Consider the following 25,911-nt stretch of genomic DNA (forward strand, 5'->3'; position numbering starts at 1 on the left):
TCCGGAAATGGGGCACCCCATCATGTCCAAGAAGAAAACGCCCGACCAGCTCCGCAGTGCGCGTTGGTTCGCGCCCGATGATCTGCGCTCGTTCGGCCACCGCTCCCGCGCCATGCAGATGGGCTACGCGCCGGAGGAGTGGAAGGACCGCCCGATCATCGCGATCCTCAACACCTGGTCGGACGCGCAGCCCTGCCACATGCACTTCAAGTCTCGCGTCGAGGACGTCAAGCGCGGCATCCTGATGGCGGGCGGCCTGCCGCTGGAGCTGCCGGCGCTGTCGCTGTCGGAATCACTGCTCAAGCCCACCACCATGCTCTATCGCAACCTGCTGGCAATGGACGCGGAGGAGCTGCTGCGCAGCCATCCGGTCGACGGCGTGGTGCTGATGGGCGGCTGCGACAAGACCACGCCGGCGCTGCTGCTGGGCGCAACCTCGATGAACATCCCGGCGATCTATCTGCCGGCAGGCCCGATGCTGCGCGGCAATTGGAAGGGCAAGACGCTCGGCTCCGGGTCCGACGGCTGGAAATATTGGGACGAGCGCCGCGCCGGAAAGATCTCCGACAAGGACTGGCTCGACATCGAGGCCGGCATCGCCCGCAGCTACGGCACCTGCATGACCATGGGCACCGCCTCGACCATGACCGCGATTGCAGAAGCGATCGGCATGACGCTGCCCGGCGCTTCCTCGATTCCCGCCGCGGATGCCAACCACATCCGCATGGCCTCTGAATGCGGCCGCCGCATCGTCGACATGGTGTGGGAGGATCTGACGCCGAAGACGATTCAGACCCGCAAGGCGTTCGAGAATGCCATTGCGGTCGCGATGGCGATGGGCTGCTCCACCAACGCCATCATCCATCTGATCGCGCAGGCCCGCCGCGCCGGCCAGGACATCGGCCTCGACGATTTCGAGAAGGCCAGCCGCAAGGTGCCCGTCATCGCGAACGTGCGGCCGAGCGGCGAGACGTACCTGATGGAGGACTTCTTCTACGCCGGTGGCCTGCCGGCGCTGATGAGCCAGATCAAGCCGCATCTGCATCTCGAGTGTGTCACCGTCACTGGAAAGACGGTGGCTGAGAACATCGAGGGCGCCGAGGTGTACAATGCCGACGTGATCCGCGGCATCGACAATCCCATCTACAAGGAAGGCGCGCTCGCCGTGCTCAAGGGCAATCTCGCGCCCGACGGCTGCGTCATCAAGCCCTCCGCCTGCGCACCGCGCTTCCTCAAGCACACCGGGCCGGCGCTGGTGTTCGACGACTATCCCTCGATGAAGAAGGCGGTCGACGATCCCAACCTCGACGTCACCGAGGATCACATCCTCATCTTGCGTAATGCCGGGCCGCAAGGTGGCCCCGGCATGCCGGAATGGGGCATGCTGCCGATTCCCACAAAACTCGTGAAGCAGGGCGTGCGCGACATGGTGCGCATCTCGGATGCGCGCATGAGCGGCACCAGCTACGGCGCCTGTATCCTGCACGTCTCGCCGGAATCGTATATCGGCGGTCCGCTGGCGCTGGTGCGGAACGGCGACCGCATCACGCTCGACGTCGCCGCGCGCACCATCAATCTCGACGTCCCCGAAGCCGAGCTCGCAAAACGCCGCGCCGCCTGGAAGCAGCCCGAGCGCCGCTTCGAGCGCGGCTATGGCTGGATGTTCACCAGGCACATCAAGCAGGCCAATGACGGCTGCGATTTCGACTTTCTGGAGACCGATTTCGGCGCGCCGATCGGCGAGCCGTCGATTTACTGACCGTCGTTCCGGGGCGATGCGAAGCATCGAACCCGGAACCCATTTCACCCCAGCGTATGCGGCCCGATGGATTCCGGGCTCGCGCTACGCGCGCCCCGGAATGACGAGTACATCATGACCAAACTCACCGAAGCCACCCGCAACAAGCTCAAATCCGTCTCCACCGCCACCGTCGCCACCGCCTTGTTCAAGCGCGGCCTGCGCATCCAGATGATCCAGGATGTCCGCCCCTTGAGCCCGGACCAGCCGACCATGGTCGGCGAGGCCTTCACGCTGCGCTACATGCCGGCGCGAGAGGACCTCAACACTATCGACGTGTTCAGGGATCGCTCCCATCCGCAGCGCAAGGCGGTCGAGGAGTGCCCGCCGGGCGCCGTGCTGGTGATGGATAGCCGCAAGGATGCGCGCGCGGCCTCGGCCGGCGCGATCCTGGTGACGCGCCTGATGAAGCGCGGCGTCGCCGGCGTCGTCACCGATGGCGGCTTTCGCGACTCCGCCGAGATCTCAAGGCTCGGCTTTCCCGCCTTCCACCATCGCCCCTCGGCGCCGACCAATCTGACGCTGCATCAGGCGATCGAGATCAACGTGCCGATCGGCTGCGGCGATGCGCCGGTGTTTCCCGGCGACGTCATCCTCGGCGATGCCGACGGCGTCATCGTGATCCCCGCGCATCTTGCGGACGAGATCGCCAACGAAACCTTCGAGATGACCGCATTCGAGGATTTCGTCACCGAGGAAGTCGGCAAGGGCCGCGGCATCTTCGGTCTCTATCCCGCCACCGATCCCCAGACGCTCACCGATTTCGCGGAATGGCGCAAGAAGAACGGGCGGTAGTTCCTTCGCCTTTCCCCGCTTGCGGGGAGAGGGGGAAGCCCCGCAATCTGAGCTGTCGTAGGGTGGGCAAAGCGAAGCGTGCCCACCTCGCCTTATTTGGAGACGGTGGGCACGGCGCTACGCGCCTTTGCCCACCCTACAAGGCTGCGGCTATGGCTACACCTCAGCCTCCGCCATCCCCGCCGCCCACAGCGCGAACGCGTAGACGATCGCGACTTCGTCCAGCCGGTCGAAGCGCCCCGACGCGCCGCCGTGGCCGGCGCCCATGTTGGTGCGCAGCAGGACCGGGCCGCCGCCGGTCATGGTGGCGCGCAGGCGTGCGATCCACTTGGCGGGCTCCCAGTAAGTGACCCGGGGATCAGTAAGTCCGCCCATCGCCAGGATCGCCGGATAGTCCTTCGCCGCGAGGTTGTCGTAGGGCGAGTAGGAGAGGATGGTGCGGAAATCCTTCTCGCTCTCGATCGGGTTGCCCCATTCCGGCCATTCCGGCGGCGTCAACGGCAGCGTGTCGTCGAGCATGGTGTTGAGCACGTCGACGAACGGCACCTCGGCGACGATGCCGGCGAACAATTCGCCGGCACGGTTGGCGATCGCGCCCATCAGCATGCCGCCGGCCGAGCCGCCATGGCCGATGATGCGCTTGGCGCTGGTATATTTCGCGGTGATCAGCGCGCGGGCGCTGGCGGCGAAATCGTCGAACGAGTTGGTCTTTTTCTCGCGCTTGCCGTCGAGATACCAGCCCCAGCCCTTGTCGGCGCCGCCGCGGATATGCGCGATGGCGTAAACGAAGCCGCGATCGACCAGCGACAGGCGGTTGGCGCTGAACGAAGCTGGCATCGCCATGCCATAGGAGCCGTAGCCGTAGAGCAGGAGCGGCGCTGTGCCGTCGAGCTTCAGCCCGCGGCGATGGAGGATCGAGACCGGCACCTCGGCGCCGTCATGCGATTTCGCCATGATGCGCGTCGTGACGTAGTCGGCCGGGTTATGCCCCGACGGAATCTCCTGCCGCTTGCGCAGCACGCGCGTCCGTTTCGTCATGTCGTAATCATAGACTTCCGACGGCGTCGTCATCGACGAATAGGCAAAGCGCAGTGTAGTCGTCTCGAACTCGTAGGAGCCCATCGTGTCGAGCGAATAGGCGGCCTCGTCGAACGCGATGGCATGCTCCTCCCCGCCAGCGAGATCGCGGATCACGACCGACGGCAGCGCATGGGCGCGCTCGAGCCGCACCAGATGGCCGGCATAGAGATCGAGGTCGATGATGTAGATGCCTGGGCGATACGGGATCAGATCGCGCCAGTTCTTGCGCTCGGGCGCGTGAAGCGGCGCGGTGACGATCTTGAAGTCGATGGCGTCATCGGCATTGGTGAGGATGAACAGCTCGTCGCCGCGGTCTGCGAGCGAATATTGCACGCCCTCCTCGCGCGCCGCGACGAGGCGCGGCGGCACGTCGGGGTTGGCGAGGTCGATCAGCCGTTGCTCGCTCGTCTCGTGATCGCCGCCCGCGATCACGCAGAAGCGGCCGCTGGTGCTCTCATGCAAATGGGTGAACCAGCCGGAATCCTGCTCCTCATAGACCAGCGTGTCGTCGGCCTGCTGGGTGCCGAGCCTGTGCCGCCACACCTGCATCGGCCGATGATTGTCGTCGAGCTTCACATAGAAGAAGCTCTTGCAGTCCGCGGCCCAGACCACGCCGCCATCGGTCTCCTCGACGAGATCGTCGAGATCCCTACCGCTCGCCCAGTCGCGGACGCGGATCGAAAAATACTCCGAGCCCTTGGTGTCGGCGCTCCAGGCCTGCAGCTTGTGATCGTAGGAGTGCCGGCTGCCGCCGAACTTGAAATATGTGTGGTCCTTGGCGAGCGCGTCGCCGTCGAGCACGATCTCGCCGTCGCCGCCGTCGCGCGGCATGCGGCCGAACAGCTCGTGCTGCCCGCCCTCGCGAAACCTGCGGAAATAGGCAAAGGGACCGTCGGGTGACGGCACGCTGGAATCGTCCTCCTTGATCCGCCCGCGCATCTCGCGCACCAGCGTCTTCTGCAGCGGCGCGGTATGGCCGAGCAGGCTCTCGGTATAGGCGTTCTCCTCGTCGAGATATTTGCGGATGTCAGGGTCGATCACCGCGGGATCGCGCAGCACCTCCTGCCAGTTCGCATCCTTCAGCCAGGCATAATCGTCGGTCACGGTGATGCCGTGCCGCGTGAAGGCATGCGGCCGGCGCGGGGCAACGGGGGGCTTCGAAGGCGTCTTGGCTTGGGTCACTCGGTCCTCATTCGTGTCCGTACGTCGCTGCACTTCGCCTCTCCCCGCTTGCGGGGAGAGGCCGGATTGCATCGCAGATGCAATCCGGGTGAGGGGGACTCTCCGCGAGTCCAACTCTCACCGTCCTTGCGGAGACTCCCCCTCACCCCGACCCTCTCCCCGCAAGCGGGGAGAGGGAGAAGGCGCGTTCCCTTATATCGTTCCCATTCCGTGGATTGCCAGCACGCCTGTTCCAAAGGCGGCGCCATCTCACCGGGTTGTTGATCCGTCCCTTGTATGCTTTAGGGACGCTATCCCCGCCGCCGGTCCAGCCCGATGCTGTTCAATTCCTACCCCTTCATCCTGCTGTTCCTGCCGGTCGTGCTCGCCGGCTATTTCCGGCTCGACCGGCGCAGCAACCTGGCTCCGGTGATCTGGCTGGCACTGGCCTCCATCACCTTCTATGCAATCGGCAGCTGGCAGTTCGTCGCCCTGCTGCTGCTTTCGATCGCCTTCAACTACGGCGTCGGCCATCTTCTCATCGTGGCGGAGCTCACGCACCGGCAACGAAAGGCCTCGCTCGCACTCGGCGTCGCCGGCGATCTCCTCATGCTCGGCATCTTCAAATATGCCGGCTTTGTCGCCGAGAACGTCAACGCGCTGCTCGGCACGCATGTCGCGATCCACATCCTGCTGCCGGTCGGCATCTCCTTCTACACCTTCACCCAGATCGCGTTCCTGGTCGATGCTTATCGCGGCCAGGTCGCGGCCTATGCGCTGCCGCACTACGCGCTGTTCGTGACTTACTTCCCGCATCTGATCGCCGGGCCCATCCTCCATCACAAGGACATGATCCCGCAATTCGAGGAGGAGGAGACCAAGCGCCCGGACGGGCATCTCATGTTGTGCGGCGTCATCATCTTCGCGATCGGCCTGTTCAAGAAGACCTGCCTTGCCGACGGCATCCAGCCGCTGGTCGCGCTTGCTTTCGAGGCGCGCTCGCCGAGCTTCGATCAGGCCTGGCTTGGCGCACTCGCCTACACGTTCCAGCTCTATTTCGACTTCTCCGGCTATTCCGACATGGCGATCGGCATCTCGCTGATGTTCGGCATCTTTCTGCCCGTCAATTTCAACTCGCCCTACAAGGCGACCAGCATCGTCGAGTTCTGGCGGCGCTGGCACATGACGCTGTCGCAATTCCTGCGCGATTATCTCTACATCCCGCTCGGCGGCAACCGCCGCGGCCGCGTGCTCCGCTACGTCAATTTGATGATCACGATGCTGCTCGGCGGGCTCTGGCACGGCGCGGCCTGGACTTTTGTCATTTGGGGCGCGCTGCATGGCGCTTATCTCTGCGTCAACCACGCTTTCAGCGCGCTGGTGCCGAACGTTCCGTTGCTGGCGCGTCCCGGCCGCATGCTTGGCGCCGTGCTGACCTTCCTCGCCGTCGTCATCGCCTGGGTGTTCTTCCGCGCCGAGAGCGTCGCCTGGGCACTGCGGGTGCTCCACGCCATGGCTGATCCCGCCAACATCGTGCTCGGCCGCGAGGAGATTGCAGCGCTGGTGCAGGTCGCAATCTACGCGGCGCTGGTGTGGCTGGCGCCGAACACGCAAGCGCTGATGGGATACGACCACGGCAACCGCAAGGTCGGCGAGGCCTTGCGGGCGGGGCGCATGCGGCCCCTGGTGCTCTATGCGGCCTCGCTGGTGCTCGCCTTCGGCTTCCTGGGCATCCAGAGCCACAGCGAATTCATCTATTTCCGGTTCTGATGCAGGGCGCGTTCACCCATCTCACACGTCTTCTGCTGGCGAGCGCGGCCTGCGTGCTCGGCGCCGCAGCGCTCACCTTCGCCGTCGATCCCCTGCAATTATTCCGCCCCTCGCGCCTGATCCCCGCCTTCTACTCGGAGGACACGCGCGTGCAGAATGCCGGGCTGATCCGCAGCCAGCCGTTCGACACCGCCTTCATGGGTACCTCGCTCGCGATCCATTTCCGCCAGAGCGACATCGATCGCGCGCTCGGCGTCCGCTCGCTCAAGCTCGCGATGACCGGCTCCAATTCGCGCCAGCAGGCTTTCGTGCTGGAGCAGGCGATCGACCGCGGCGCAAGGCGCGTGATCTGGGCGATGGACGACTTCATCTTCATCGATGCCGCCGACATCGAGGCCGATCCATATTTGTCCGTCGATCTCTACCGCCGGACCACGAAAGGCGTCGCCTCCTATCTGTTCAGCGCGGCGATGGCGAAGGAATCCCTGTTCGCGCTGCTGCGGTCCGTCCCGCTGCTGCGGGAGCCGCTGACCCGGGCGTCGCCCTATCTCCCGGTCAAGTTCGCGCTGGCGGACATCGACGACATTTACGCCCTGGCGCGGGATTTCGACGTTGCGCGAGACTACAACGCGAAGAAGACGCTCGCCGCCTTCGCCTATATCACCAGCCCCGTACGCAGCCGCTTCCTCGGCGAAGGCTACGGCTTCGAGGCCATGGTCCGGCATTTCGAGCGGGACGCCGCCGGCCTGATCTCGCGCCACCCCGACGTAACCTTCGACATCTACTTCCCGCCCTATTCGATCCTGCAATTCGTCGCGATGCGCGATGCCTCGCCTCAAACGCTGAAGATCGTCACCGATCTCACGGCGCACATTGCGCGGCGCCTGACGCAACTGCCCAACGTCCGCCTGCATGATTTCCGCGCGATCAAGGCGGTCACGCACGATCTCGACAATTACAGCGACGTCATCCACCATTCGCCGGTGGTGGATGCGATGGTGCTGAGATGGCTTGCGAGCGGGGAGCACCGCGTCGATCCGAAGGCACCGCTTGCGCCGCTGGAGGAGTTGAAGGCGCAGGTGGAGGCGTATCGCGTCGAGCGATGATCTTCCGCTCTCCTTTTACGGGAGAGGGTGGGTCTTTCCGCTAGCTCGGAATCGTAGGGTGGGCAAAGGCGCGCTTAGCGCCGTGCCCACCATCGATTCAACGGTACGACAGAAGTGGTGGGCACGCTTTGCTTTGCCCACCCTACGAGACTGTGAATCTTTTGTACCGCGCGTCAGACGAATGTGATTCTCTGGGCAGACTGATCTGCTGGAGAGGATGATGGCTGACGACGGACTTTTTGGTGAATTGCCGGAGCAGTCGGCACGAACCGAAGCGGTGCCGCAAGGCGCACCTCGGCTGCGCGAGCCTGTGCGCAATCAGGTCGAATTGCGAGCGGTCGATATCGACAGCCTGATCGGGCAGGATCATCCAGCGCGGGTGATCTGGGCTTATGTCGAAGGGCTGGACCTGAGCGAGCTGGAAGATCGCGTCAAGGCACGGGAAAACAGGCCGGGCCATCCGGCGCCATCGCCACGGTTGTTGCTGGCGCTTTGGCTGTACGCCGCGAGCGATGCCGTTGGCAGCGCGCGGGCGCTGGACCGGCTCTGCGACAGCCACGACGTCTACCGCTGGCTCTGCGGTGGCGTGTCGTTGAACCATCACGGGCTGTCGGACTTCCGGGTCGGCTGTGCCGACTTGCTCGACCGTTTGCTGGTTGAACATCTGGTGGCCCTGAACGAGGCAGGGCTGGTCGATCTGGAGAAGCTGACCCAGGACGGGGTGCGGATACGAGCGAATGCCGGGACCGGATCTTTCCGGCGGGAGGCGACGCTGGATCGGCAGATGGCGCAGGCCGAGGCCATTGTGGAAGAGCTCAAGCGCGAGGTCGATGCGGACCCGGAAGCCAGCAATCGGCGGATCCGGGCCGCCAAAGAGCGGGCGGCGCGCGAACGCAGCGAGCGGGTGCAAGCCGCGCAGGCCGCGCTGGCCGAGATCAAGCGCAAGCGAAAACAGCTCGACGACAAGGGCGGCAATGGCAAGAAGCCGAAGGAGCCTCGGGCCTCCACCACCGACCCGCAGGCCAGGGTGATGAAGATGGCCGATGCCGGCTTCCGTCCGGCCTATAATGTGCAGGTGGCTAGCGCGGCTGGCGAACTGATCGTGGTCGCGATCGATGTCGACAACAGCGGCTCAGATCGTGGCTTGATGCGCCCGATGCTGGAGCGAACGCGCGCTCGGCTGAAGCGCTTGCCACGCCGCTACCTCGCCGATGGCGGGTTCTGCACTGGCGACGACATCGAATGGGCGCATGGCGAGGGCATCGAGGTTTACTGTCCACCGCCCCAATCCAGGAGCGGTGTCGATCCCTTCTTACCCCGGAGCAGCGACGGTCCTGGCATAGCGGCCTGGCGTGCTCGCATGGCCAGCGAAGCCGGCAAGGCACAGTACCAGGCCCGTACCATCTGCGAATGCATCCATGCCCGCTGGCGCAACTGGGACCTCAGGCAACTGACCGTGCGCGGCATCGAGAAGGTCCGTGCCGTCGTGCTCTGGTACGCCCTCACCAACAACATCCTGCAAGGGCATCGTCTCGCAAAAGCATAGATAACCAACAGCCTGACGCCGCCGGCTTCCCCCATCAAGGGGCGATACCACCCCTTGATGCCGAAGCCGAAACAAAACGAATTGGCTCACAGGCTCTACGATACTGCGCTGCGTCCGGGGCACGAGCACGCTTTGCTACACCGCCACCTCGTCGCCGAGATACGCGACCGCCGCCTCCAGCCCGCCTTTGCCGTGCGGGATCTTCAGCGCGTTCAGCCCCACCTCGATCACTCCTAACGTGCCGAGCAGCATCGGCGCATTCACATGGCCCATATGGGCGATGCGGAAGGCTTGTCCGGAGAGATCACCGATGCCGGTGCCGAGCACGACGCCGCACTTGTCCTTGCAATAGCGTTGCAGCACGGCCGGGTCATGGCCGTTGCTCATGGTCACCGTGGTCACGGTGTTGGAGCGCTCGCTGGCCTCGGCGACGTTGAAGCCGAGCACCTGGCCTTCCGACCACATCGCAACCGCGCGGCGCGCGGCCTCACCGAGCAGGCTGTGGCGGCGGAAGGCGTTCTCGAGGCCTTCCTCGTGCAGCATGTCGATCGCCTTGCGCAAGGCGAACAACAGATGCACCGGCGCGGTGCCGGCATATTTGCGATAATTCTCGGTGCCCTCGCGCTCGCTCCAGCTCCAATAGGGCGTCGACATGCCGGCCTTCTTGTGCACCTCCAGCGCGCGCGCATTGGCGGCGACGAAGCCGAGACCGGGCGGCGTCATCAGGCCCTTCTGCGAGCCGGACATCGCGACGTCGATGCCCCATTTGTCCATCTCGAACGGCATGCAGCCGAGCGAGGCGACGGTGTCGACCATGTACAGCGCGGGATGGCCGCTCGCCTTGATCGCCTTGCCGATCGCCTCGATGTCGTTCTGCACGCCGGAGGCGGTGTCGACCTGGACCACGACGACGGCCTTGATGCTGTGCTCCTTGTCGCGGCGCAGGCGTTCCTCGACCTCGTGCGGCCGCACCGCGCGGCGCCAGTCGCCCTTGAGCACCTCGACCTCGGCGCCCATTAGCGCCGCCGCATTGCCCCAGCCGATGGCAAAGCGTCCGCTCTCCAACACCAGCACCTTGTCGCCGCGCGACAGCACGTTGCTCAGCGCCGCTTCCCAGGCGCCGTGGCCGTTGGCGATGTAGATGTAGGACTTGCCCTTGGTCGCGAACAGCTTCGAGATGTCGCTGAGCAGGCTCTCTGTCAGATCCAGCATCTCCTTGGAGTAGATGTCGATCGCCGGACGGTGCATCGCCCGCAGCACCTCGTCGGGCATCGTGGTGGGCCCGGGGATGGCCAGAAACTCCCGGCCCGCGCGAACGGTCATTGCTGTCAGTCCTTATTGCCAGAGAACAGGATGGTGGGTTGCTGATTCACGGTTTTACGCGGCGGAGGGCCTTGAGAAAAGCACGTAAAACGCAGGGCTGGGTTATCGCTTCGTCTCCCGGCATCCGGCCGCTTCGGCCTCTTCGACCGAGCAGAACCAGCGGGTGCCCTTGCTGATCTTCATCTTGATCTGGGTGTACCAGCGGCTGGTCGGCTGGTGATAGATGCACTCGCCGGCGCTGTTCACATTGCCCTTGATGGTGCAATCCGGCGACGGCGCGACCGGCCCCGAGGCCGAAGCGAGCAGCACCGCATGCGCGCCGTCCGGCGGCTTGGTCGCGCCGAGGATCGCGGTCTTCTTGTTGCGCTCCCGCCAGTCCCACGGCGCGATGAAGGCACCCTGCCACATGCCGGCTTTTGCCTCACGCGCGGCAGCCTCGTCGGGCTCGTAGTCCTTGGAGATGCGGGTGTAGGCCAGCGCCCAGCCGTTGCGCACCAGCCATTTCTGGATGTCCTCGCCGCCGACCTCGCAGCGCGCCACGGTGCGGCCGCGCCGGTCGATCGCGCGGGTGTGGCAGACCCAATTCTTGCCCTCGCTGTATTTGGCGAGCTCGTCGCGGGCCGCGACGCCGCAGGTCCAGCGTTCGGTCTTGGTGTTGAGGCAGAGCTGGTCGACCGCCGGCGCGTCGATGCCGCCGAGCCGGATCCGCGTGTTGCCGATCACCACGGCATCGCCGGCGCGAACCTTTGCCGTGCCGGTGATGTCGGCGGCATCAGCCAGCGACGGGATGGCGAACAAGGACAGCGCAATCAGGACTTTTCGCAACATGCCGGTCCGGTTGTGATGACAATCTCGATAAGCCGCGCAATTGTGGTCGGCTTTTGGCCGCGCGGCCAGCGCAGGCCGAACAGATTGCCTTTCAACTTCCTGTCATTGTGGCGGCGTTGCTTACCCTCCCCTGGAGGGGGAGGGTCGGCATGCGATCGAGCGAAGCGAGATTGCATGACGGGGTGGGGTGATCTCTCCACTCGGGCACTGTTCGTCGCGGAGGGACCGTCACCCCACCCCGCTCGCGCTGCGCGCGATCGACCCTCCCCCTCCAGGGGAGGGTAAAAGGACCATCACCCCCGGGCCATCGCCCGCTTCGCCACCGCCAGCCCCATCAGCACGAACGCCGACGTCACCTCGGGTCCGCCGACCAGGATCCTCGTCGGCGTCTTCATCTTGTTCCATTCATAGGCGCGGAACGGGCCGCGGCGGCCGCCTTCACCGAGCCCGGCGACGATCACGTTCAGCGCCGGTGCGAAGGTGCGCGGGTCGGCGCCGAGATGGCCGAGCGCGATCAGCGCCAGCGCGGCGTCGAACACGTTCATCTCGGCCGCCATCAGCTCGCCCTTGACGTAGGACAGCACGCGGTGGCGGATGAAGTCGAAATCGCCGGCGGGATCAATCGCGGCCTGCGCCGCCAGCGGCAGCGCCAGGAAGGCGGCATAACAGCGGCCGAAATAGGCGCTGTAGAGCTCCGGCAGATAATAGATGTGCGAGCGCGGATTGGCGAAGGCGCCGCTGGCCGCGAGGCGCTTCTGGAATCCGATGATGCGATGGACCGTGGCGAGCCGCGCCGGCGTCTCCAGCACTTTCCAACGCGCCAAGTTACGGAAGCTGACCTCGAGAATGTCGAGATTGAGCGTCGGATCGAGATCGTTGCCGTATGGGCGCTCGCCGGCGAGATTGTCGATCCAGGTCGCGACCCCGCCCTCATAGTCGATATTGTCGTTGAGCGGCACGGTCACGCGGGGCTCGTTGACGCCGGCGCGCACCTGATAGCCCGCATAGAAGTCCAGGAGCGGCTGGTCGATGATGGCATCAAGGCAGCCGGCCTGCGTCGCCGCGGAGATCGAGCAGGCCGTGGTGTCGCAATCCGGCACGTAGATGCCGAAGCCGAGGTCTTGCTTGATCTGCGCGAAGTAGCGCGAGAAGCGCGGATGCGGTGCGGGCGCCAGGGCGGTGATGACGTTGAAGCGGGCGCCGCCCAAGCCTTCGACCTCCTCGCGGCTGATGTTGACGCAGAAATCGACCATGTCGGCGATCGCGCGCTCCGCCGCGATCTTGTCGGCGACCGAGGCGAGCCCGGTCTCGACGAAGCTGAGCAGGGCCTCGATGAAGAACGCGTCGTAATAGGCCGAGCGATGGCGGATCTGCACCGGCTCCCACATCGGCTCGGCAATGCCCTTCCAGGGCGGATTGACCACGGCGCGCGCGGGCGAGCGCGCGATGAAGACGCGGGCGAGGTTGAACAGCAGCGAGGAATTCTTGTAGCCGCGCGCGTTGAGGCCCGTGAGCGCCATGATCAGCTCGCGGCCGCGGACGTCGGGATCGCCGATCAGGTTGAAGGCGGCATAGGTCGGCAGGAAGCCGTTGCGGCGGTAGGAGCCGAGCAGATGCTGCGCGCAATCGCGGATCACGCCGTCGATCTGCGCGATCTGCGGCATGGCGGCGTTGAACGGCACCGGCGGCGGCCTGGGATGGTCGAGCGTGATGCCGTCGACGAGATCGGCGATCGGCTGCCCGACTGCCGCCCAGTCGGGCTCGGCCTCGTCGCGGGCCCGGGTGAGCGCCGCGCGCAGCCGCGTCAGCATCCCCTCGTCGCGCAGCTCGGGCAGGCCGGCGCGGCGGAGCAGGATCCGCAGCGCGGGATTGCCGAGCGCGGTCTTGTAGAATTTGGCCAGATGCGGATCGCCGCTGGCCGTATCAGACAATACGGGATCGCAGACCTCGTAAAGCGAGGGGCCGTCCTTCCGCGCCGTCAGCGCCCGGCAGGCGGCGCCGGCAAAATAATGAAAGCTCATGAAATACCTGGTCGCGGGGGCCTTGGTCGGGGATATCAGGCACGCTGGCATCTGCGCGCCACCCCCTTGCAAGTCGTTGAAAAGGCTACCCGGATTCGCAGGAAATACAAATGTGATGAACGTCACGGAAAAGCCGGCACGAGGGCTGCATGGTCGATCTCCGGAAGGCTACGGGGAAGCCAATGATGCAGGAATCCAGCCCGGAGAATTAGCGAACATATTCAGATACTTAGTTCAAATTTTTGGCAATCTATTGCCCCACGACCTATATCCGGTTAAGGGTTTGTTTGGTGCGGCGCCGCAAATTGCGCGCAATTCGGGGGCACTTCCCCGGCCAATCCCTCAAACCTAAAGACGCTATCGCGCTACTCAAACAGTGTGCGCGCGCTTGGCCGGTCTTTGGCACAGGAAACGAAGCGAGATGAATGTAAAGCAGCTCGACCTTTCCAGACGTACGATCGCCCTCGCCGCAGCCCTCATCGGCACGGTGTCGCTGGTGATCGGCGCCCATGCTGCTCTCAACATGCGTGCGATCGATGCCGCCAAGGCCGTCTCGACCGACCAGATCACCGGCTCGATCGGCCAGACCTCGCGCCTCGCGCTCGTCATCGGCAATGGCCATTATCCCGATGCCAGCGCGCCGCTGACGCAGTCGATCAACGACGCCCGCGCGCTGTCCTCGTCGCTGCGCAAGAACGGCTTTGACGTCGACATGGTGGAAGACGCGACCAAGGACGACATGGTCCGTGCCGTCGCCCGCCTGAAGTCCCGGATCACGCGCGACAGCGTCGTCATGCTGTTCTTCGGCGGCTACGGCGTGCAGGCCGGCCGCGAGAGCTACATGCTGCCGGTCGATGCCGTGATCTGGAAGGAAGGCGACGTCCGCCGCCATGGCGTCTCCATCGACGGCGTGCTCGACATGATGAAGGAGCAGGGTGCCAAGGCCAAGCTCGTCGTGGTGGACGCCTCCCGCCGCAATCCTTACGAGCGCCGCTTCCGCTCCTATAGCCACGGTCTCGCGCCGATCACCGCGTCCGACAATGCGTTGATCCTCACCTCCGCCTCGCCCGGCAAGGTCGTCGACGACGGCAAGGGCGAGCACAGCGTGCTGGTCAGCGAATTCCTCAACAATCTCAGCAAGCCCGGCAGCGCCGAGAGCGTCTTCAACAAGACCCGCCTCGCCATTTCCCGCGCCAGCGAAGGCGACCAGGTCCCGACCGTGTCGTCGTCGTTGCTCGAAGACGTCCGTTTCGGCGAAGCCGGCGGTTAGGTCTTGCAGCAATCGCAGCTGCTGTAGGGTGGGCAAAGGCGCAGAGCGCCGAGCCCACCAACTTTCCAACCTTCCGATAGAAGAGACGTGGGCACGCTTCCGCCGTCGCTCTGCGAGCTATGGCGGACAAGTCGCTTTGCCCACCCTACGATAGCCGTGCCTTAGCGCACACCTGCCTCCACGATCGTCATTGCGAGCGCAGCGAAGCAATCCAGAATCTTTCCACGGAAAGACTCTGGATTGCTTCGTCGCAAGAGCTCCTCGCAATGACGATCGTGGCCGCTACTTCGCCGCTTCCGCGCTCGCCATCACCGGACGCACGGGATCGCCTTCGCGCAGCAATGCACCGGCGCGGGCGACGACGACGTCGCCTTCGTTGAGGCCGTCGCGGACCTCGATATTGCCGCCCGACATCAATCCGACCTCGACACGCTTGGTCTCGACGCGGTTGCGGCGGATCACCTGCACCACGGTGCCGGCGGACGAATATTGCACTGATGTCAGCGGCACCGCGACGTTGCAGCTTTGCCCGGTCTTGATCAGCGCGCGCCCGCTGGCATTCAGCAAGAGCCGCTTCTGCGAGGAGATGCCGATATAAACCATCCCCTGCTGGATGTTCGGCTCGACGGTCGGGCCGATGCGGCGCACCTTGCCGTTGATGTCGCCGGCGCCGGCGATCCGGACGGTGGCTTGCTGATTGACCGCGAGCTTGCGCACATCGGTGGTGGCGACGAGACCGACGAGATCGTACTCGCTGCGCGCCACGATCGTGAACAGCGCCTCGCCCTTGGCGGAGGCGAAGTTGCCGATCTGCGCGGTCGAGGTTGCGATCACCCCCGCCACGGGAGCGGTGACCTGAAGCGTGCCGCCCTCGGGCAGCGCCAGCCGTGCCAGCACCTGGCCGGCGGTGGTGGTATCGCCGGCTTCGGCCAGCACGTCCGTGACCTTCAGGCCGGGACGCTCGGGCCGCACCGAGGTTTCCTCCCGCGCGATGATCGAGCCGGTGGCCTCCACGATGTCGGAGAAGCAGGATTTCGCGACCTTCAGCACCGTGACCGCCGGCCCTTTGGGCGCGTCGTCATCGGCGGCACCGGCCGGATGGGAGCTGAGGACGAGCAGGCCGGCGACGGCTGCGGGATACAGGTTTCGAGCAACGGCGCGGGGCAAATGACGCATCGGAAATTCCACGGGGGCTGTGCCTCCAATCGATAGCAGATGGCTGCCGCCCGCACTACGGCCGCGTCGTCCCAAAACAGGACTCAGCGCCGCCGACAGTCGCGGCAAGTCTTTGATGAGTCGCGGAATTGGAGAACAGGTTCGCTCGAAGGGCTCAGGCCGTCAGCGGCGCCGATCACCCAGCAGCTTGCCGCTGGCCCGCTCGAGCAGATGCAGACGCGTGCAGGCCGGACAGGACACGGATACGTGCGTGCGGTCAGCCGGCTCGTCGGTGAGCCGATGCTGCACGTTCAGGCCCGTCTGGGGGCATTTGAAGACAATCTGCCGGTCCATGACCGAGATATGACGTCAAGCCGGGCCGCGCGAAATTACGGATGATTACGTAGGTCAGTGGCGGCGCCTCACGGCAGGTTCAGGAACTCGACCCAGTTCGGCTTCTTGCCGGTGGGGTAGGATTTCAGCTTGGCGAGCGCGCCGCTGCCCTGGTCGATGGCATAGACCGTCATGCTGTCGGAGAGCTCGCCGACGGCGGCGAGGTAGCGGCCGGCGGGATCGACCTGGAAGCCGCGCGGCTGCTTCTCGGTCGGCACGCTGCCGATCGTGGTCAGCTTGCCGCTCGAGCCGTCGACCTTGTAGGCGGTGAGCGTGCTGGTGGTGCGCTCGGAGGCGTAGAGGAAGCGGCCGTCCGGGGTGATGTGGATGTCAGCGCCCCAAGGTTTTCCGGAAAACCCGTCCGGCAGCGCGGTGGTGCGCTGGATCTCGTCCCAGGCGCCGCTCCTGGCCTTATAGGTGAATGCTGCGACGTCGCCGTTCAGCTCGTGGAGGAGATAGACGAACTTGCCGCCAGGGTGAAACACGAAGTGCCGCGGCCCCGATTTCTCCGGCACCTTGTGCACCGGCGGATCGCTCGGCGTCAGCGTGCCCGCTGCGGCATCGAACGCGAAGGCCAGCACCTGATCGGAGCCGAGATTGGTGGCGAACGCGAAGCGGTTGTCGGGCGAGGGCAGGAAGGCGTGGGCGTTCAGCCCGGTCGGGATCACCTGCTTAGGCTCGCCGGCGACGCCGTTGCCAAGCAGCGGATTCAGCGCGACCTTGTTGCCGCCATAGGAGGCGCTGAACAGGAACTTGCCGCTGCGGTCGATGGCGATATAGGCCATGCTGTCGGCGAGCGGTCCGTTGCCGAGATGGCTGAGCTCTCCCGTCTTGGGATCGATCGCAAAGCTCACCGCGACATACGGCTGCGAGCGGATTCCGGCGATCAGCACGCGGTGGTCGGGCGTGATCGCGAGCGGTGTCGATGAGCCCGGCTTTTCGACGCCCTTGAAGGCGGCCGTCTGCACGGGCGTCATCTCGCCGCTCTCGCTCATCTTGAACACGCTGATGTCGTTGCTGTCGGCATTGCCGACATAGGCGAAGGTTTCGGCCATGCCGGCACGGACTCCAGAAACGAGGGTGAGGGAAGCGAACAGGGTGGCGGCGATCGCAGCGCCTGGCACGCGCGATACGATGCGTCGGATCGATCTCGACATGGGCTCCTCCTGAAAGCCGGCTCGCGGCATTGTCGTTTTGCCGCGAGGATAGCGGGAGCTGCGCCGCCGCACCAAAATCCAGATGGGATCGATCGATGCCGAAATCGCATCGGTCGCGGGATGACGGGTCAGCGCACCGCCGCAGTGCGGGACGGCAAATGCGGCCACGGCGGGCGGTCCGGCGGCCCGAGCATGGTCCACACGGTCACCGCGACCAGGGCAGACGTCATGAGCGTCCAGAGGATGAGGCGTTTTCGCATCAGGCCAATCCGTCGGTGCAAGCTGCGAGGCCGAGGGCCGCGTCCGCCATCCTGCACTGCAAAGAGCGGCGGTTCTATGAGGCCGTTCACAGGGCGGAAACAGCCGATGCCGTTGCGAACCAATGCGCTGCGAACGCATTGAACCGGCATGCCCCGCGAAAACGATCTCGAAGGCAAGCCAGACATGGGCGGCAAGCATGGCGGTCAGGCCGGCCAGCCCAGGCCTCCGCCGCGCCCGCACGAGGGCGAGCGCGACGAGGACGTCGTGGCAAAGCGCCACACCGGCCAAACCGACCGGGCGCCGTCGCCGACCAAACCAAAATAGCGCCTCGCCGCCCGCCATCGCGGCGGCTTGGCGTGGGGAACGGCGGCATCGCTTTGCCGCGTGAGAAAAGGAAGAGGGAGGCTGGCTCGTGTTTTGGATCTATTGGAACACCGCCTGGTCGCTGATCATCAGCGGCATCTGGATCGCCACCATCGTCAGCCACCCCGACGCCGAATTCGTCGAAGTGCAGGCGGCCCGACGATCGATGTGAGCGTCCCGCCCTTGCGGACGCTCGTCCCGGATCACGTCATGCTGCCGGGCATGAAGCAGCGAATCATCGGACGGCCGTTGACGTAATAAGGCCAGACCATGGTGCGCCCGGCGCGGTTGGGCTCGGTGATGACCGTGTCGTCGGGCACCTCGACCCAGTTGCCGAGGAGCCGCACCCGGTAATGTCCGTCCCGCGTCTCCCAGTCGACGTCGTCGAGCGCGGTGCCGTCGGCATCGGCACAACAGGGGCCGCCGCCCTTGCTCTTCAGGCTCTCGAACCAGCCCTTGAGGGGAGAGTTTGCGTAGCGCCCGTCGTCGCGGGCCTCCGCGGCGAGTCCGATCAGGGCCCCAACCGCGACGAGAGGGATCATTCTGAACGCCAAGATTCTGAACGCCAAGATCGCCATGTCACCTCGCTCGTTTCACGCACGCGCGCGCGACAGTGCGGGCGAAAAGCCGCCTGTGGTGCACGTGATGCAATGTCGACTAGGGCCCGTCGGCCGGAGTTCCCGACCGTCTCAGCGAGGCGATAACCGCAAGGCGCAAGGTTTGATCCTAAATTTTGGGAGGGGGGCGCGAACCCCGGTGCGGTTAGTCGGCGTCCGGTGCAGTATTGGTGCAATCGACTCGCTTCGGATCCAGCTTGACGAACTTGCCCGAGGGGTCATCGACCCGGTAGGCCCAGCCAACGGCCTTTAGCCAGGCGCGCTTGGAGTCCTTGACGACAGTCACCACGGTGCCGTCCTCGACCCGGTCATGCCGGCACACCCCCCATTCCAGATGATGCCCCTTGCGCACCTCCGGATAAGGCATCACGTCGGTGACGATGCCAAATCGCCTGCCTCGCTCGTCGGCCCCGTCTGTCACCGTCGCGTAGATCAGAATCTTCTTGCCGGTCGCGTCCTTGAGGGCCGCCATGGTCCGTCGGCACGGGTCACGCTCGGCGAGCGTGATACACAAGCCGCCATCCTCGTCCATTCCAGCCGGGAACGGCGGCACCCGCTTTCCCAACAGATCCTCGGCATGCGCCGCGCAGGTCAAGGCAAAGAACAATGCAAGCCGCCACACCTGACTGATCCCAGTCCCACTTTTTCGCTGTCGCGGCATTAACGATGGGGCTGCCTCGAAAATCAAGCCTTCGACGGTCTCGCAGATAAAGGCTCGGCTCAGGCCGCGACCGCCTGCGCCGCGAGCAGCTGCTTCAGCTTCGCTGCCGGCACCGCCGGGCTGAACAGCCAGCCCTGCATCTGGCTGCAGCCGAGCTGGCGCAGCACCTCGCGCTGGGCTTCAGTCTCGACGCCTTCGGCCGTCGTCGCCATGTGGCGCGCGGCGGCCATGTGCACCACGGCCTGCACGATCGGCGAGGAATCTTCGGACTGACCGATGTCGCTGATGAAGCTGCGGTCGATCTTGATCTTGTCGAACGGGAAGCGGTGCAGATAGCTCAGCGACGAATAACCGGTGCCGAAATCGTCGAGCGCGATGCGCACGCCGAGCTCGCGCAATTGCTGCAGGATCGCCAGCGCCTCCGCGTCGTCGCGGATCAGCACCGTCTCGGTGATCTCGAGCTCGAGCCGCCCCGGCGCGAGCCCGGACTCCGCGAGCGCGGCGGCGACCTTGAGCGCCAGCGTGCGCGAGCGGAACTGGAGCGGCGACACGTTGACCGCGATGTGAATCGGGCCGGGCCACGAGGCGGCCTCAACGCAGGCCTGCTTCAGCACCCATTCGCCGATCTCGCCGATCAGGCCGGTGTCTTCTGCGACCGGGATGAACTCCGCCGGCGAAACCATGCCGCGCTCGGGATGGCGCCAGCGCAGCAACGCCTCGCAGCCGGTGACGACATTGGCGGTGAGGTCGACCAGCGGCTGGTAGTGCACCTCGAACTCGCCGCGCGCGAGCGCCTGGCGCAGGTCGAGCTCGAGCTGGCGGCGCTGCCGCGCCTTGGCGTCGTATTCGGGGGCGAACAGGCGGAAGGTGCGGCGGCCTTCCGACTTCGCCGCATACATCGCCAGATCGGCGCGCTTGAGCAGATCGTCGAGATTGTCGCCATGATCGGGCGCGATGGCGATGCCGATGCTGGCATCGGTCGGAATCTCCTGCCCCTTGCAGTCCACCGGCGCGCGCAACGCTTTGAGAATGGTTTCCGCCAGTGCCGTCAGCTCGGCCGGATCGGAGGTCGCGGCCTTGACGATGGCGAATTCGTCGCCGCCGAGCCGCGCGACCATGTCGTTGCCGCTGACGCAGGCGCGCAGGCGGCTCGCCACCTGGCGCAGCAATTCGTCGCCGACCTCGTGCCCGTGCGAATCGTTGACGCCCTTGAACTCGTCGACGTCAATATAGAGGATCGCGAACGGCTTGCCTTGCGCGAGCTCGGCGACGCGGCGCTCCAGATGCCCGCGCAGCAGCACGCGGTTGGGCAGATCGGTGAGCGCGTCGTAATGCGCCAGATGGGCGATGCGCTCGTCGGCGCGGATGCGCTCGGTGACGTCGTCATGGGTGGCGAGCCAGCCGCCGGCAGCGGCCGGCTGGTTCTTGATCTCGATCAGCCGGCCGTCGGCGGTTTCCACGACGGCGCTCTGGGTGCGGCCGATATTGCTCAGGATGTCGTCGCAATAGGCTTCGACGTCGCCCTCGAACGAGCCGGTGTCCCGGCGGTGCCGGATCACGTCGCGGAAGTGGACGCCGGGCTTCACCGATGCAGCCGAGAGCCCGTACATCTCGATGTAGCGGCGGTTGCAGACGATCAGCCGCTCGTCCTGGTCGAACATCAACAGGCCCTGCGTCATCGTGTTCATCGCGGTGTCGAGCCGCTGCTTCTCGAGCGAGAGCCGGTGCGTCACCTGGCGGAAGATCAGAAACAGCGTGAGCACCAGGAGGCCGATCGACAGCACGGCAATGGTGACGAAGAATTTCGTCTGCGTGCGCCAGGTCGCCAGCGTCGCATCCAGCGATTTGGTCGCGACCACGACCAGCGGCTCGCCGGCGAGCAGGCGCGAGGCGACGATGCGGTCCTTGCCGTCGATCGGGCTTGCGAGCTGGGTGGTGACGAAGGTGCGCGCGAACACCGCCATCTGCTCCGGCGTGCCGTTGCGGAAGTTTTGACCGATCAGCGCCTCGACATGCGGAATGCGGGCGAGCAGCTGTCCGTTCTGGTGGTGCATCGCGATCGAGGAATCCTCGCCGAGCCCGGTCGAGGCGAAGAAGGATTCGAGCTGCTCGGGCGCGATCGCGCGGGTGACCAGCCCGAGGAACTCGCCGTGCGGTCCGGAGACGCGCCGCGCGAACACGATCGCCGGTCCGCTGCCGAACCGGCCGGGCACGACCTCCACGTCCTCCTGCGCGGCCGGATCGTCCTTGAGACGGTTGAAGTAGCCGCGGTCGGCGACCGAGATGTCGGCGACCGGCCATTGCCGCGACGAGTTGATCAGCACGCCCTTGGAATCGAACAGATTGGCGCCGGCGACGTCGGACCAGCCGCTGGCTTTCGCGCGCAGCACCTCGTGCACGGCGAGCGTGCCCATCTCGCTGCGGAAGATTTCGGCGGACTCGATGCCGTGGCTCTCGAGCTCGGCGATGATGCTCTTCTGCAGCACCGCGAAGTCCTCGAACTGGCGGTCGAAATGCCGGGCGAGCATGCGGACGGCGTTTTCGAGGCTGTCGCGGCCGCTCTCGATGGCGTTTTGCCGGAAGCGGTCGACGGTGAGCGCGGTGCCGATCGCGGTCGCAAGCATCAGCACGAAGCCGCCGGCGATCAGCCACGTCAGCGGCGCCCCGCGCCAACGGCGGAGCAACGCGCGCGTTCGCGCGGTCCATCGGATCGATGCGCCCATCCCAGTCCTCCCGTGGGATGCAAGATGCTGCAAAACCGACAAGACCCCGTTACCACAAAGGGTTAGGAAAACATGAATCGGAACGAAATCAGAGGGTTGGTTCCATCGCGCGGGAGATTGCGGCGAGACCGCAGCACCCTCAGCGCTTGATTTCCCACCTCAAGGCTTCCGCATTGCCTTTGGCGAACATCGCCGGGACGTCGAACTTGCCGGTCTTGAGGTCATACCGGCATTTCCAATCCGCCAATCCCTTCACCGCGACGTTCTTCGGATGCTTGTCCATTTCGCCCGACAGCGAGATCAGGAGATAGCGGTTGTTGGGCCAGTCGACGCCGAGCCAGCGATACCCATCTTCGGTGCCCTTCATCAGATTGGCCGAGATGTGGTAGTCGAGCTTCATCTTGCGAGTGTCGGGCCGGCTGTGGAAATAGGCCCAGGCGAGATCGCTGAGCGATGTCTTCGTCGCGTTGACGAAGGCGCCATTCTCGACATGGTAGAGAAAGAGATCCTGCTCACCCGAGCCGGTCTTCTGCATGCGCACCAGCCATTGCGAGTCGGCCGTGAAACGGAAGCCGGCCGGATAGCCCTGCTCGGGCTTCAGCTCGCGCATCTCCTCGCCGCGCCGCGCCCAGACCTGCCACTTGATGTCGAAATCCTCGCCCTCCTTCATGTACTGCTCGAGCCTGGTGGCGCCGTCGGGCGAGGTGAAGGCGAGATCGGCATCGTCGGTGAGGATGTAACCGGGGGGCGGGACGGAGGCGGCGAAAGCGGGTGAAGCGGCCAGCGTCAGCGCCAGCGCCAGCGATGGCGCGGCACGGGAAAATACGGTCACGGCAAAAATTCCCTTGAAGAATGCCGCGAGGCGGCCTTGATACTTGGACACCCGCATGGTCGCGCCGGTTCATCCCGCGCGCCCTGGACGGAGGCATAATCCCATCGGCAGTCTTGCTGCGGCAGCCAAATCGGCGCACCTTGCCGGCCTCGGCTGATTTGCCACCCAAGGTCCTTTTCAAATGATCACCGCATCCAAGGCCTTCATCGCCTTCTGTCTGCTCGCGCTGGTCGGCACCGCGCTGGTGATCGGCCCGACCGAGCTGCGCCGCCTGTTGCCGGACGGGACCAAGGTCACCGTCGCCGCCAAGCCGGAGGCCAAGGCCGAGCCCAAGATCGAGGCCAAGGTCGAGCCCAAGCTCGAAGCCAAGGTGGAGTCCAAGCCGGACACGTCCAAGCCCGAATCCAAGCCCGAGTCCAAGCCCGAGTCCAAGCCGGGGCTCGAGCCGGAACAGCCGAAGCTCGCCGGTAGCGCGCCGCCTGCTCCCGAGCCGAAGGCGGGCCCGCTGGCCGAGACCCAGAAGCAGGTGGCCGCGCTCGGCGATCTCGTCCCGGTCAAGCCGCCGGCGCCGGCTGCGGACGCCGGCCCCCGTTTCGACGTCGCCCGCGTCGACGAGCACGGCGAGGCGGCGGTGATTGCCGGCCGCGCCACGCCGGGTGCCAGGGTCGAGCTGCTGCGCGACGGCAAGCCGCTCGATAGCGTGGTTGCGGACGCCTCCGGCCAGTTCGTGATGACCCCGCCGCAACTGCCCGCCGGCTCTTACGACCTGACGCTCCGGGCCAAGGCACCGGACGGCACGGTCACCGAATCCGGCCGGACCATGCCGGTGACCATCGCCGCGGCGGCGCCGCCGCCCGCGCGCACGCCACCGGTCGCGAAGCAGGAGACCAAGCAGGCCGAGAAGCCCGACGACAAATCGGATGTCGTCGCCGCCCTGCCGTCGGCCTCGCCGCGCCTGGCCTCGGTGCCCGACAAGCAAGCGGCCCGGCCGAAACTGATCGGCGCGCCGAAGCCCAAGGCTTTCGCGCATGCGCCGGCGGGCACTGCGGTCGCATCGGCCTCGCCCGCGGAGGCGCTCACCGCCGCACCGGCCGAGGCCGCCGGCGGCAGCCGGATCATCGCCCGCGGCGACAGCCTCTGGGCGCTCAGCCGGCTCGCTTACGGCGACGGCGCCCGCTACGGGGTGATCTTCAAGGCCAACCGCGACAAGATTCACAACCCCAACTTGATCTATCCCGGCCAGACCTTCGTGATGCCGCAAAAGGCGGAGTGACACTGCACCGGCATTGGCCGGCCAGCGTTGCGACGCATTGTCCTGTGTCCGTCTGGAACATTCGGTTCCCTCGCGCGTCATTGAGATGCGACGCATTGCGCACGCGGGAGCGAGGGACGTGATCAAGCCCGTGGTTAGGTCAGCGATCATGCCGGGACGCATGGGATTGACGCTCGCCGGTGCGACCCTGCTGATTGCGGCCGTGCTGCTGCCTGGTAGGGCTGAGGCGCAGTTCGGCTTGCGCGGCGGTCCGCTCGGAGTTGCGCGTTTCGCCGTCGGCCACGTGATCGGCCTGTCGCGCCTGCGCCATTCCCGCATGGCGGTGCGCGGTGGCCGCTACCGCTCCGCTGCGCTGAGGTCGCAAGACCCGCGCGGGGCCGAGCGCGGCCAGCTATCGAACCCTTACGTGCTGCGTGCGGCCCTCACGGCGCCGGCTGCGCTGGCGGGATGGCAAGGCGGCCGCCGTCCGCAGGGTTGGTGGCGTCATCCCGACGGCAGCTACGGCTGGGTCGGCCCGGTGTTCTGGCCGTTCGCGCATGACGATCTCACCAATGCGATCATCTTCGGCGACACCACCAGCCTCTCGCTCTACGGCTACGGCGACATCTATGCCGCGCTGTTCACGCCCTATGCCGCCACCGAGCTGGCCGCCTACACCGTGCCGCAAGGCCGTCGCGCGCGACGAATTCCGGCCGCGGAAACGATGTGCGAGGCCAGCGACACCGGCGGCCTGCCGGTCGAGCGCATCGCGAGCGCCGTTGCACCGAACGAAGCGCAGCGTACCGCGCTCGACGAGCTCTCATCCGCCTGGAATGCCGCGCGCGACACCATCCGCACCGCCTGCCCGGCGCAGGTCCCTGCGAGTGCGGCGGAGCGCCTCGGCCTGATGCGCGAGCGCATCGAGGCCATGATCAAGGCCGTCGACGCCATGGAGGCGCCGCTGTCGAAATTCGTCGGCCTGCTCAATGACGACCAGAAAGCCCGGCTCAACGCCCTCGCGCATGAACGGCGCGCCGCGCTGGCGTCCTACCAGTCCAAGAACGCTGACAGGACCGCAAGCAAGGACGCATCCAAGGACGCGCAGGCGGCCAAGGCCTGCCAGGCGGACTACGATCCTCTTTCTGACGAGAACGCGCAGCGCCAATACGAGCAGCTCGTCCAGCAGCAATGGCCCGCCGAGATCGCCGCCACGCTCCACCTCGACGATGTCGCCCGCGCCCGCTTCGAGGTGCTGCAGGACACCACGCTCCGCACCATGCAGACGCTCAGCGCCTGCCCGACCGAGCCCGCCGCAACCCCGCAGGCCCGCCTCGCCGCCGTGAAGACGCGGCTGCAGACCATGCTTCAAGCCGTCGGCGCCGTCAGCGACGCGCTCGACGATTTCCAGGCGGACTTAAGCGACGAGCAAAAAGCCGGGTTCGAGGCAATCGGACCGAAGCGGGGGGCGTGATCACTCACCGGGCGAGCTTGAGGCGGAATGATAACCGCGCCAAGATATACATACGAAATGTATCTCTTGGAGGACACCGTGCAGATATCCAAATGGGGTGACAGCCTAGCCGTCCGACTGCCCAAAGCGCTAGTTGATGAACTCGGCCTCAAGGAAGGCGACGAAATCGATATCGTGGCCGCTCGCAAAGGCACGATCGAAATCGAGACCAAGGAGGAGCGGCGTCGACGCGCGATCGAGAACATGGAGGCGCGCGACTGGCCGGCCTTGCCCGACGGCTACAAATTCGATCGGGACGAGGCGAACGAGCGGTGAGCGCTCGCATCAC

General features: G+C 65.7%; 23 protein-coding genes. 11 read left to right on the forward strand and 12 right to left on the reverse strand.

Features of this window, described 5'->3' with window-relative positions:
• Positions 1-22 precede the first annotated feature (22 nt).
• Both araD and N2602_RS02355 read left to right on the forward strand, forming a co-directional pair.
• Positions 23-1,759 (forward strand): L-arabinonate dehydratase, encoded by a 1,737-nt coding sequence (araD, locus tag N2602_RS02350; RefSeq protein WP_260381631.1) that lies wholly within the window; start codon positions 23-25, stop codon positions 1,757-1,759.
• 114 nt (positions 1,760-1,873) lie between these two features.
• Positions 1,874-2,593, forward strand: coding sequence for a ribonuclease activity regulator RraA (locus N2602_RS02355; RefSeq protein WP_260381632.1), 720 nt, complete (start codon positions 1,874-1,876; stop codon positions 2,591-2,593).
• 156 nt (positions 2,594-2,749) lie between these two features.
• On the opposite strand, the gene N2602_RS02360 is transcribed toward N2602_RS02355, so the two are convergent.
• The gene (locus N2602_RS02360; RefSeq protein WP_260381633.1) at positions 2,750-4,855 is read right to left on the reverse strand and encodes a S9 family peptidase; all 2,106 of its coding nucleotides are present in this window, start codon (positions 4,853-4,855) and stop codon (positions 2,750-2,752) included.
• Positions 4,856-5,170: 315 nt separating this feature from the next.
• Here N2602_RS02360 and N2602_RS02365 point away from each other — a divergent pair, with 315 nt between their 5' ends.
• The 3 genes from N2602_RS02365 to N2602_RS02375 all read left to right on the forward strand — a co-directional run bounded on the left by N2602_RS02365 (position 5,171) and on the right by N2602_RS02375 (position 9,256).
• On the forward strand, positions 5,171-6,604 hold the full coding sequence (locus tag N2602_RS02365; RefSeq protein ID WP_260381634.1) for an MBOAT family protein: 1,434 nt from the start codon (positions 5,171-5,173) through the stop codon (positions 6,602-6,604).
• The gene (locus tag N2602_RS02370; RefSeq protein WP_260381635.1) at positions 6,604-7,710 is read left to right on the forward strand and encodes a hypothetical protein; all 1,107 of its coding nucleotides are present in this window, start codon (positions 6,604-6,606) and stop codon (positions 7,708-7,710) included. Before N2602_RS02365 ends, N2602_RS02370 begins: the two co-directional genes overlap by 1 nt.
• Before the next feature lie 217 nt (positions 7,711-7,927).
• Entirely contained in the window at positions 7,928-9,256 is a 1,329-nt protein-coding gene (locus N2602_RS02375; RefSeq protein ID WP_212257604.1) for an IS1182 family transposase, read from the forward strand.
• Between the two features lie 135 nt (positions 9,257-9,391).
• On the opposite strand, the gene N2602_RS02380 is transcribed toward N2602_RS02375, so the two are convergent.
• The 3 genes from N2602_RS02380 to N2602_RS02390 form a co-directional block, all read right to left on the reverse strand.
• On the reverse strand, positions 9,392-10,579 hold the full coding sequence (locus N2602_RS02380) for an alanine--glyoxylate aminotransferase family protein (protein WP_172789316.1): 1,188 nt from the start codon (positions 10,577-10,579) through the stop codon (positions 9,392-9,394).
• Between the two features lie 102 nt (positions 10,580-10,681).
• Positions 10,682-11,407, reverse strand: a complete 726-nt coding sequence (locus N2602_RS02385; protein WP_260381636.1) for a thermonuclease family protein — start codon at positions 11,405-11,407, stop codon at positions 10,682-10,684.
• Positions 11,408-11,700: 293 nt separating this feature from the next.
• The gene (locus N2602_RS02390; RefSeq protein ID WP_260381637.1) at positions 11,701-13,428 is read right to left on the reverse strand and encodes a hypothetical protein; all 1,728 of its coding nucleotides are present in this window, start codon (positions 13,426-13,428) and stop codon (positions 11,701-11,703) included.
• Positions 13,429-13,849: 421 nt separating this feature from the next.
• Here N2602_RS02390 and N2602_RS02395 point away from each other — a divergent pair, with 421 nt between their 5' ends.
• Entirely contained in the window at positions 13,850-14,698 is an 849-nt protein-coding gene (locus tag N2602_RS02395; protein ID WP_260381638.1) for a caspase family protein, read from the forward strand.
• 282 nt (positions 14,699-14,980) lie between these two features.
• On the opposite strand, the gene N2602_RS02400 is transcribed toward N2602_RS02395, so the two are convergent.
• From N2602_RS02400 to N2602_RS02415, 4 genes are all read right to left on the reverse strand, one after another.
• Positions 14,981-15,874 (reverse strand): efflux RND transporter periplasmic adaptor subunit, encoded by an 894-nt coding sequence (locus N2602_RS02400; protein WP_260381639.1) that lies wholly within the window; start codon positions 15,872-15,874, stop codon positions 14,981-14,983.
• A gap of 162 nt (positions 15,875-16,036) precedes the next feature.
• A complete protein-coding gene (locus tag N2602_RS02405; RefSeq protein ID WP_172789311.1) occupies positions 16,037-16,207 on the reverse strand; it encodes a hypothetical protein in 171 nt (56 codons plus the stop codon).
• A 68-nt stretch (positions 16,208-16,275) separates the two neighbouring features.
• A complete protein-coding gene (locus N2602_RS02410; protein WP_260381640.1) occupies positions 16,276-17,403 on the reverse strand; it encodes a lactonase family protein in 1,128 nt (375 codons plus the stop codon).
• A 128-nt stretch (positions 17,404-17,531) separates the two neighbouring features.
• A complete protein-coding gene (locus N2602_RS02415) occupies positions 17,532-17,663 on the reverse strand; it encodes a hypothetical protein (protein ID WP_257187544.1) in 132 nt (43 codons plus the stop codon).
• Between the two features lie 148 nt (positions 17,664-17,811).
• Here N2602_RS02415 and N2602_RS02420 point away from each other — a divergent pair, with 148 nt between their 5' ends.
• On the forward strand, positions 17,812-17,988 hold the full coding sequence (locus N2602_RS02420) for a hypothetical protein (RefSeq protein WP_260381641.1): 177 nt from the start codon (positions 17,812-17,814) through the stop codon (positions 17,986-17,988).
• 88 nt (positions 17,989-18,076) lie between these two features.
• Positions 18,077-18,199, forward strand: coding sequence for a hypothetical protein (locus tag N2602_RS02425; protein WP_260381642.1), 123 nt, complete (start codon positions 18,077-18,079; stop codon positions 18,197-18,199).
• A 31-nt stretch (positions 18,200-18,230) separates the two neighbouring features.
• Here the strand turns inward: N2602_RS02425 and N2602_RS02430 are convergent, their stop codons facing one another.
• The 4 genes from N2602_RS02430 to N2602_RS02445 all read right to left on the reverse strand — a co-directional run bounded on the left by N2602_RS02430 (position 18,231) and on the right by N2602_RS02445 (position 22,860).
• A complete protein-coding gene (locus tag N2602_RS02430; RefSeq protein ID WP_172789308.1) occupies positions 18,231-18,569 on the reverse strand; it encodes a hypothetical protein in 339 nt (112 codons plus the stop codon).
• Between the two features lie 220 nt (positions 18,570-18,789).
• Entirely contained in the window at positions 18,790-19,266 is a 477-nt protein-coding gene (locus N2602_RS02435; RefSeq protein ID WP_260381643.1) for a hypothetical protein, read from the reverse strand.
• A gap of 98 nt (positions 19,267-19,364) precedes the next feature.
• A complete protein-coding gene (locus N2602_RS02440) occupies positions 19,365-22,028 on the reverse strand; it encodes an EAL domain-containing protein (protein ID WP_260381644.1) in 2,664 nt (887 codons plus the stop codon).
• 139 nt (positions 22,029-22,167) lie between these two features.
• Positions 22,168-22,860, reverse strand: coding sequence for a hypothetical protein (locus N2602_RS02445; RefSeq protein WP_260381645.1), 693 nt, complete (start codon positions 22,858-22,860; stop codon positions 22,168-22,170).
• 181 nt (positions 22,861-23,041) lie between these two features.
• On the opposite strand from N2602_RS02445, the gene N2602_RS02450 reads away from it, so the two are divergent.
• The 3 genes from N2602_RS02450 to N2602_RS02460 all read left to right on the forward strand — a co-directional run bounded on the left by N2602_RS02450 (position 23,042) and on the right by N2602_RS02460 (position 25,898).
• A complete protein-coding gene (locus tag N2602_RS02450) occupies positions 23,042-24,133 on the forward strand; it encodes a LysM peptidoglycan-binding domain-containing protein (protein WP_260381646.1) in 1,092 nt (363 codons plus the stop codon).
• A 148-nt stretch (positions 24,134-24,281) separates the two neighbouring features.
• Complete coding sequence (locus N2602_RS02455) at positions 24,282-25,583, forward strand: Spy/CpxP family protein refolding chaperone (RefSeq protein WP_260383825.1); 1,302 nt, start codon at positions 24,282-24,284, stop codon at positions 25,581-25,583.
• Positions 25,584-25,649: 66 nt separating this feature from the next.
• Positions 25,650-25,898 carry an AbrB/MazE/SpoVT family DNA-binding domain-containing protein gene (locus tag N2602_RS02460; protein ID WP_409241882.1) on the forward strand — a complete coding sequence of 83 codons (249 nt, stop codon included), beginning with the start codon at positions 25,650-25,652 and terminating at the stop codon, positions 25,896-25,898.
• Positions 25,899-25,911: the final 13 nt, after the last annotated feature.

This window comes from Bradyrhizobium sp. NC92, from assembly GCF_025200865.1.
GTDB lineage: Bacteria > Pseudomonadota > Alphaproteobacteria > Rhizobiales > Xanthobacteraceae > Bradyrhizobium.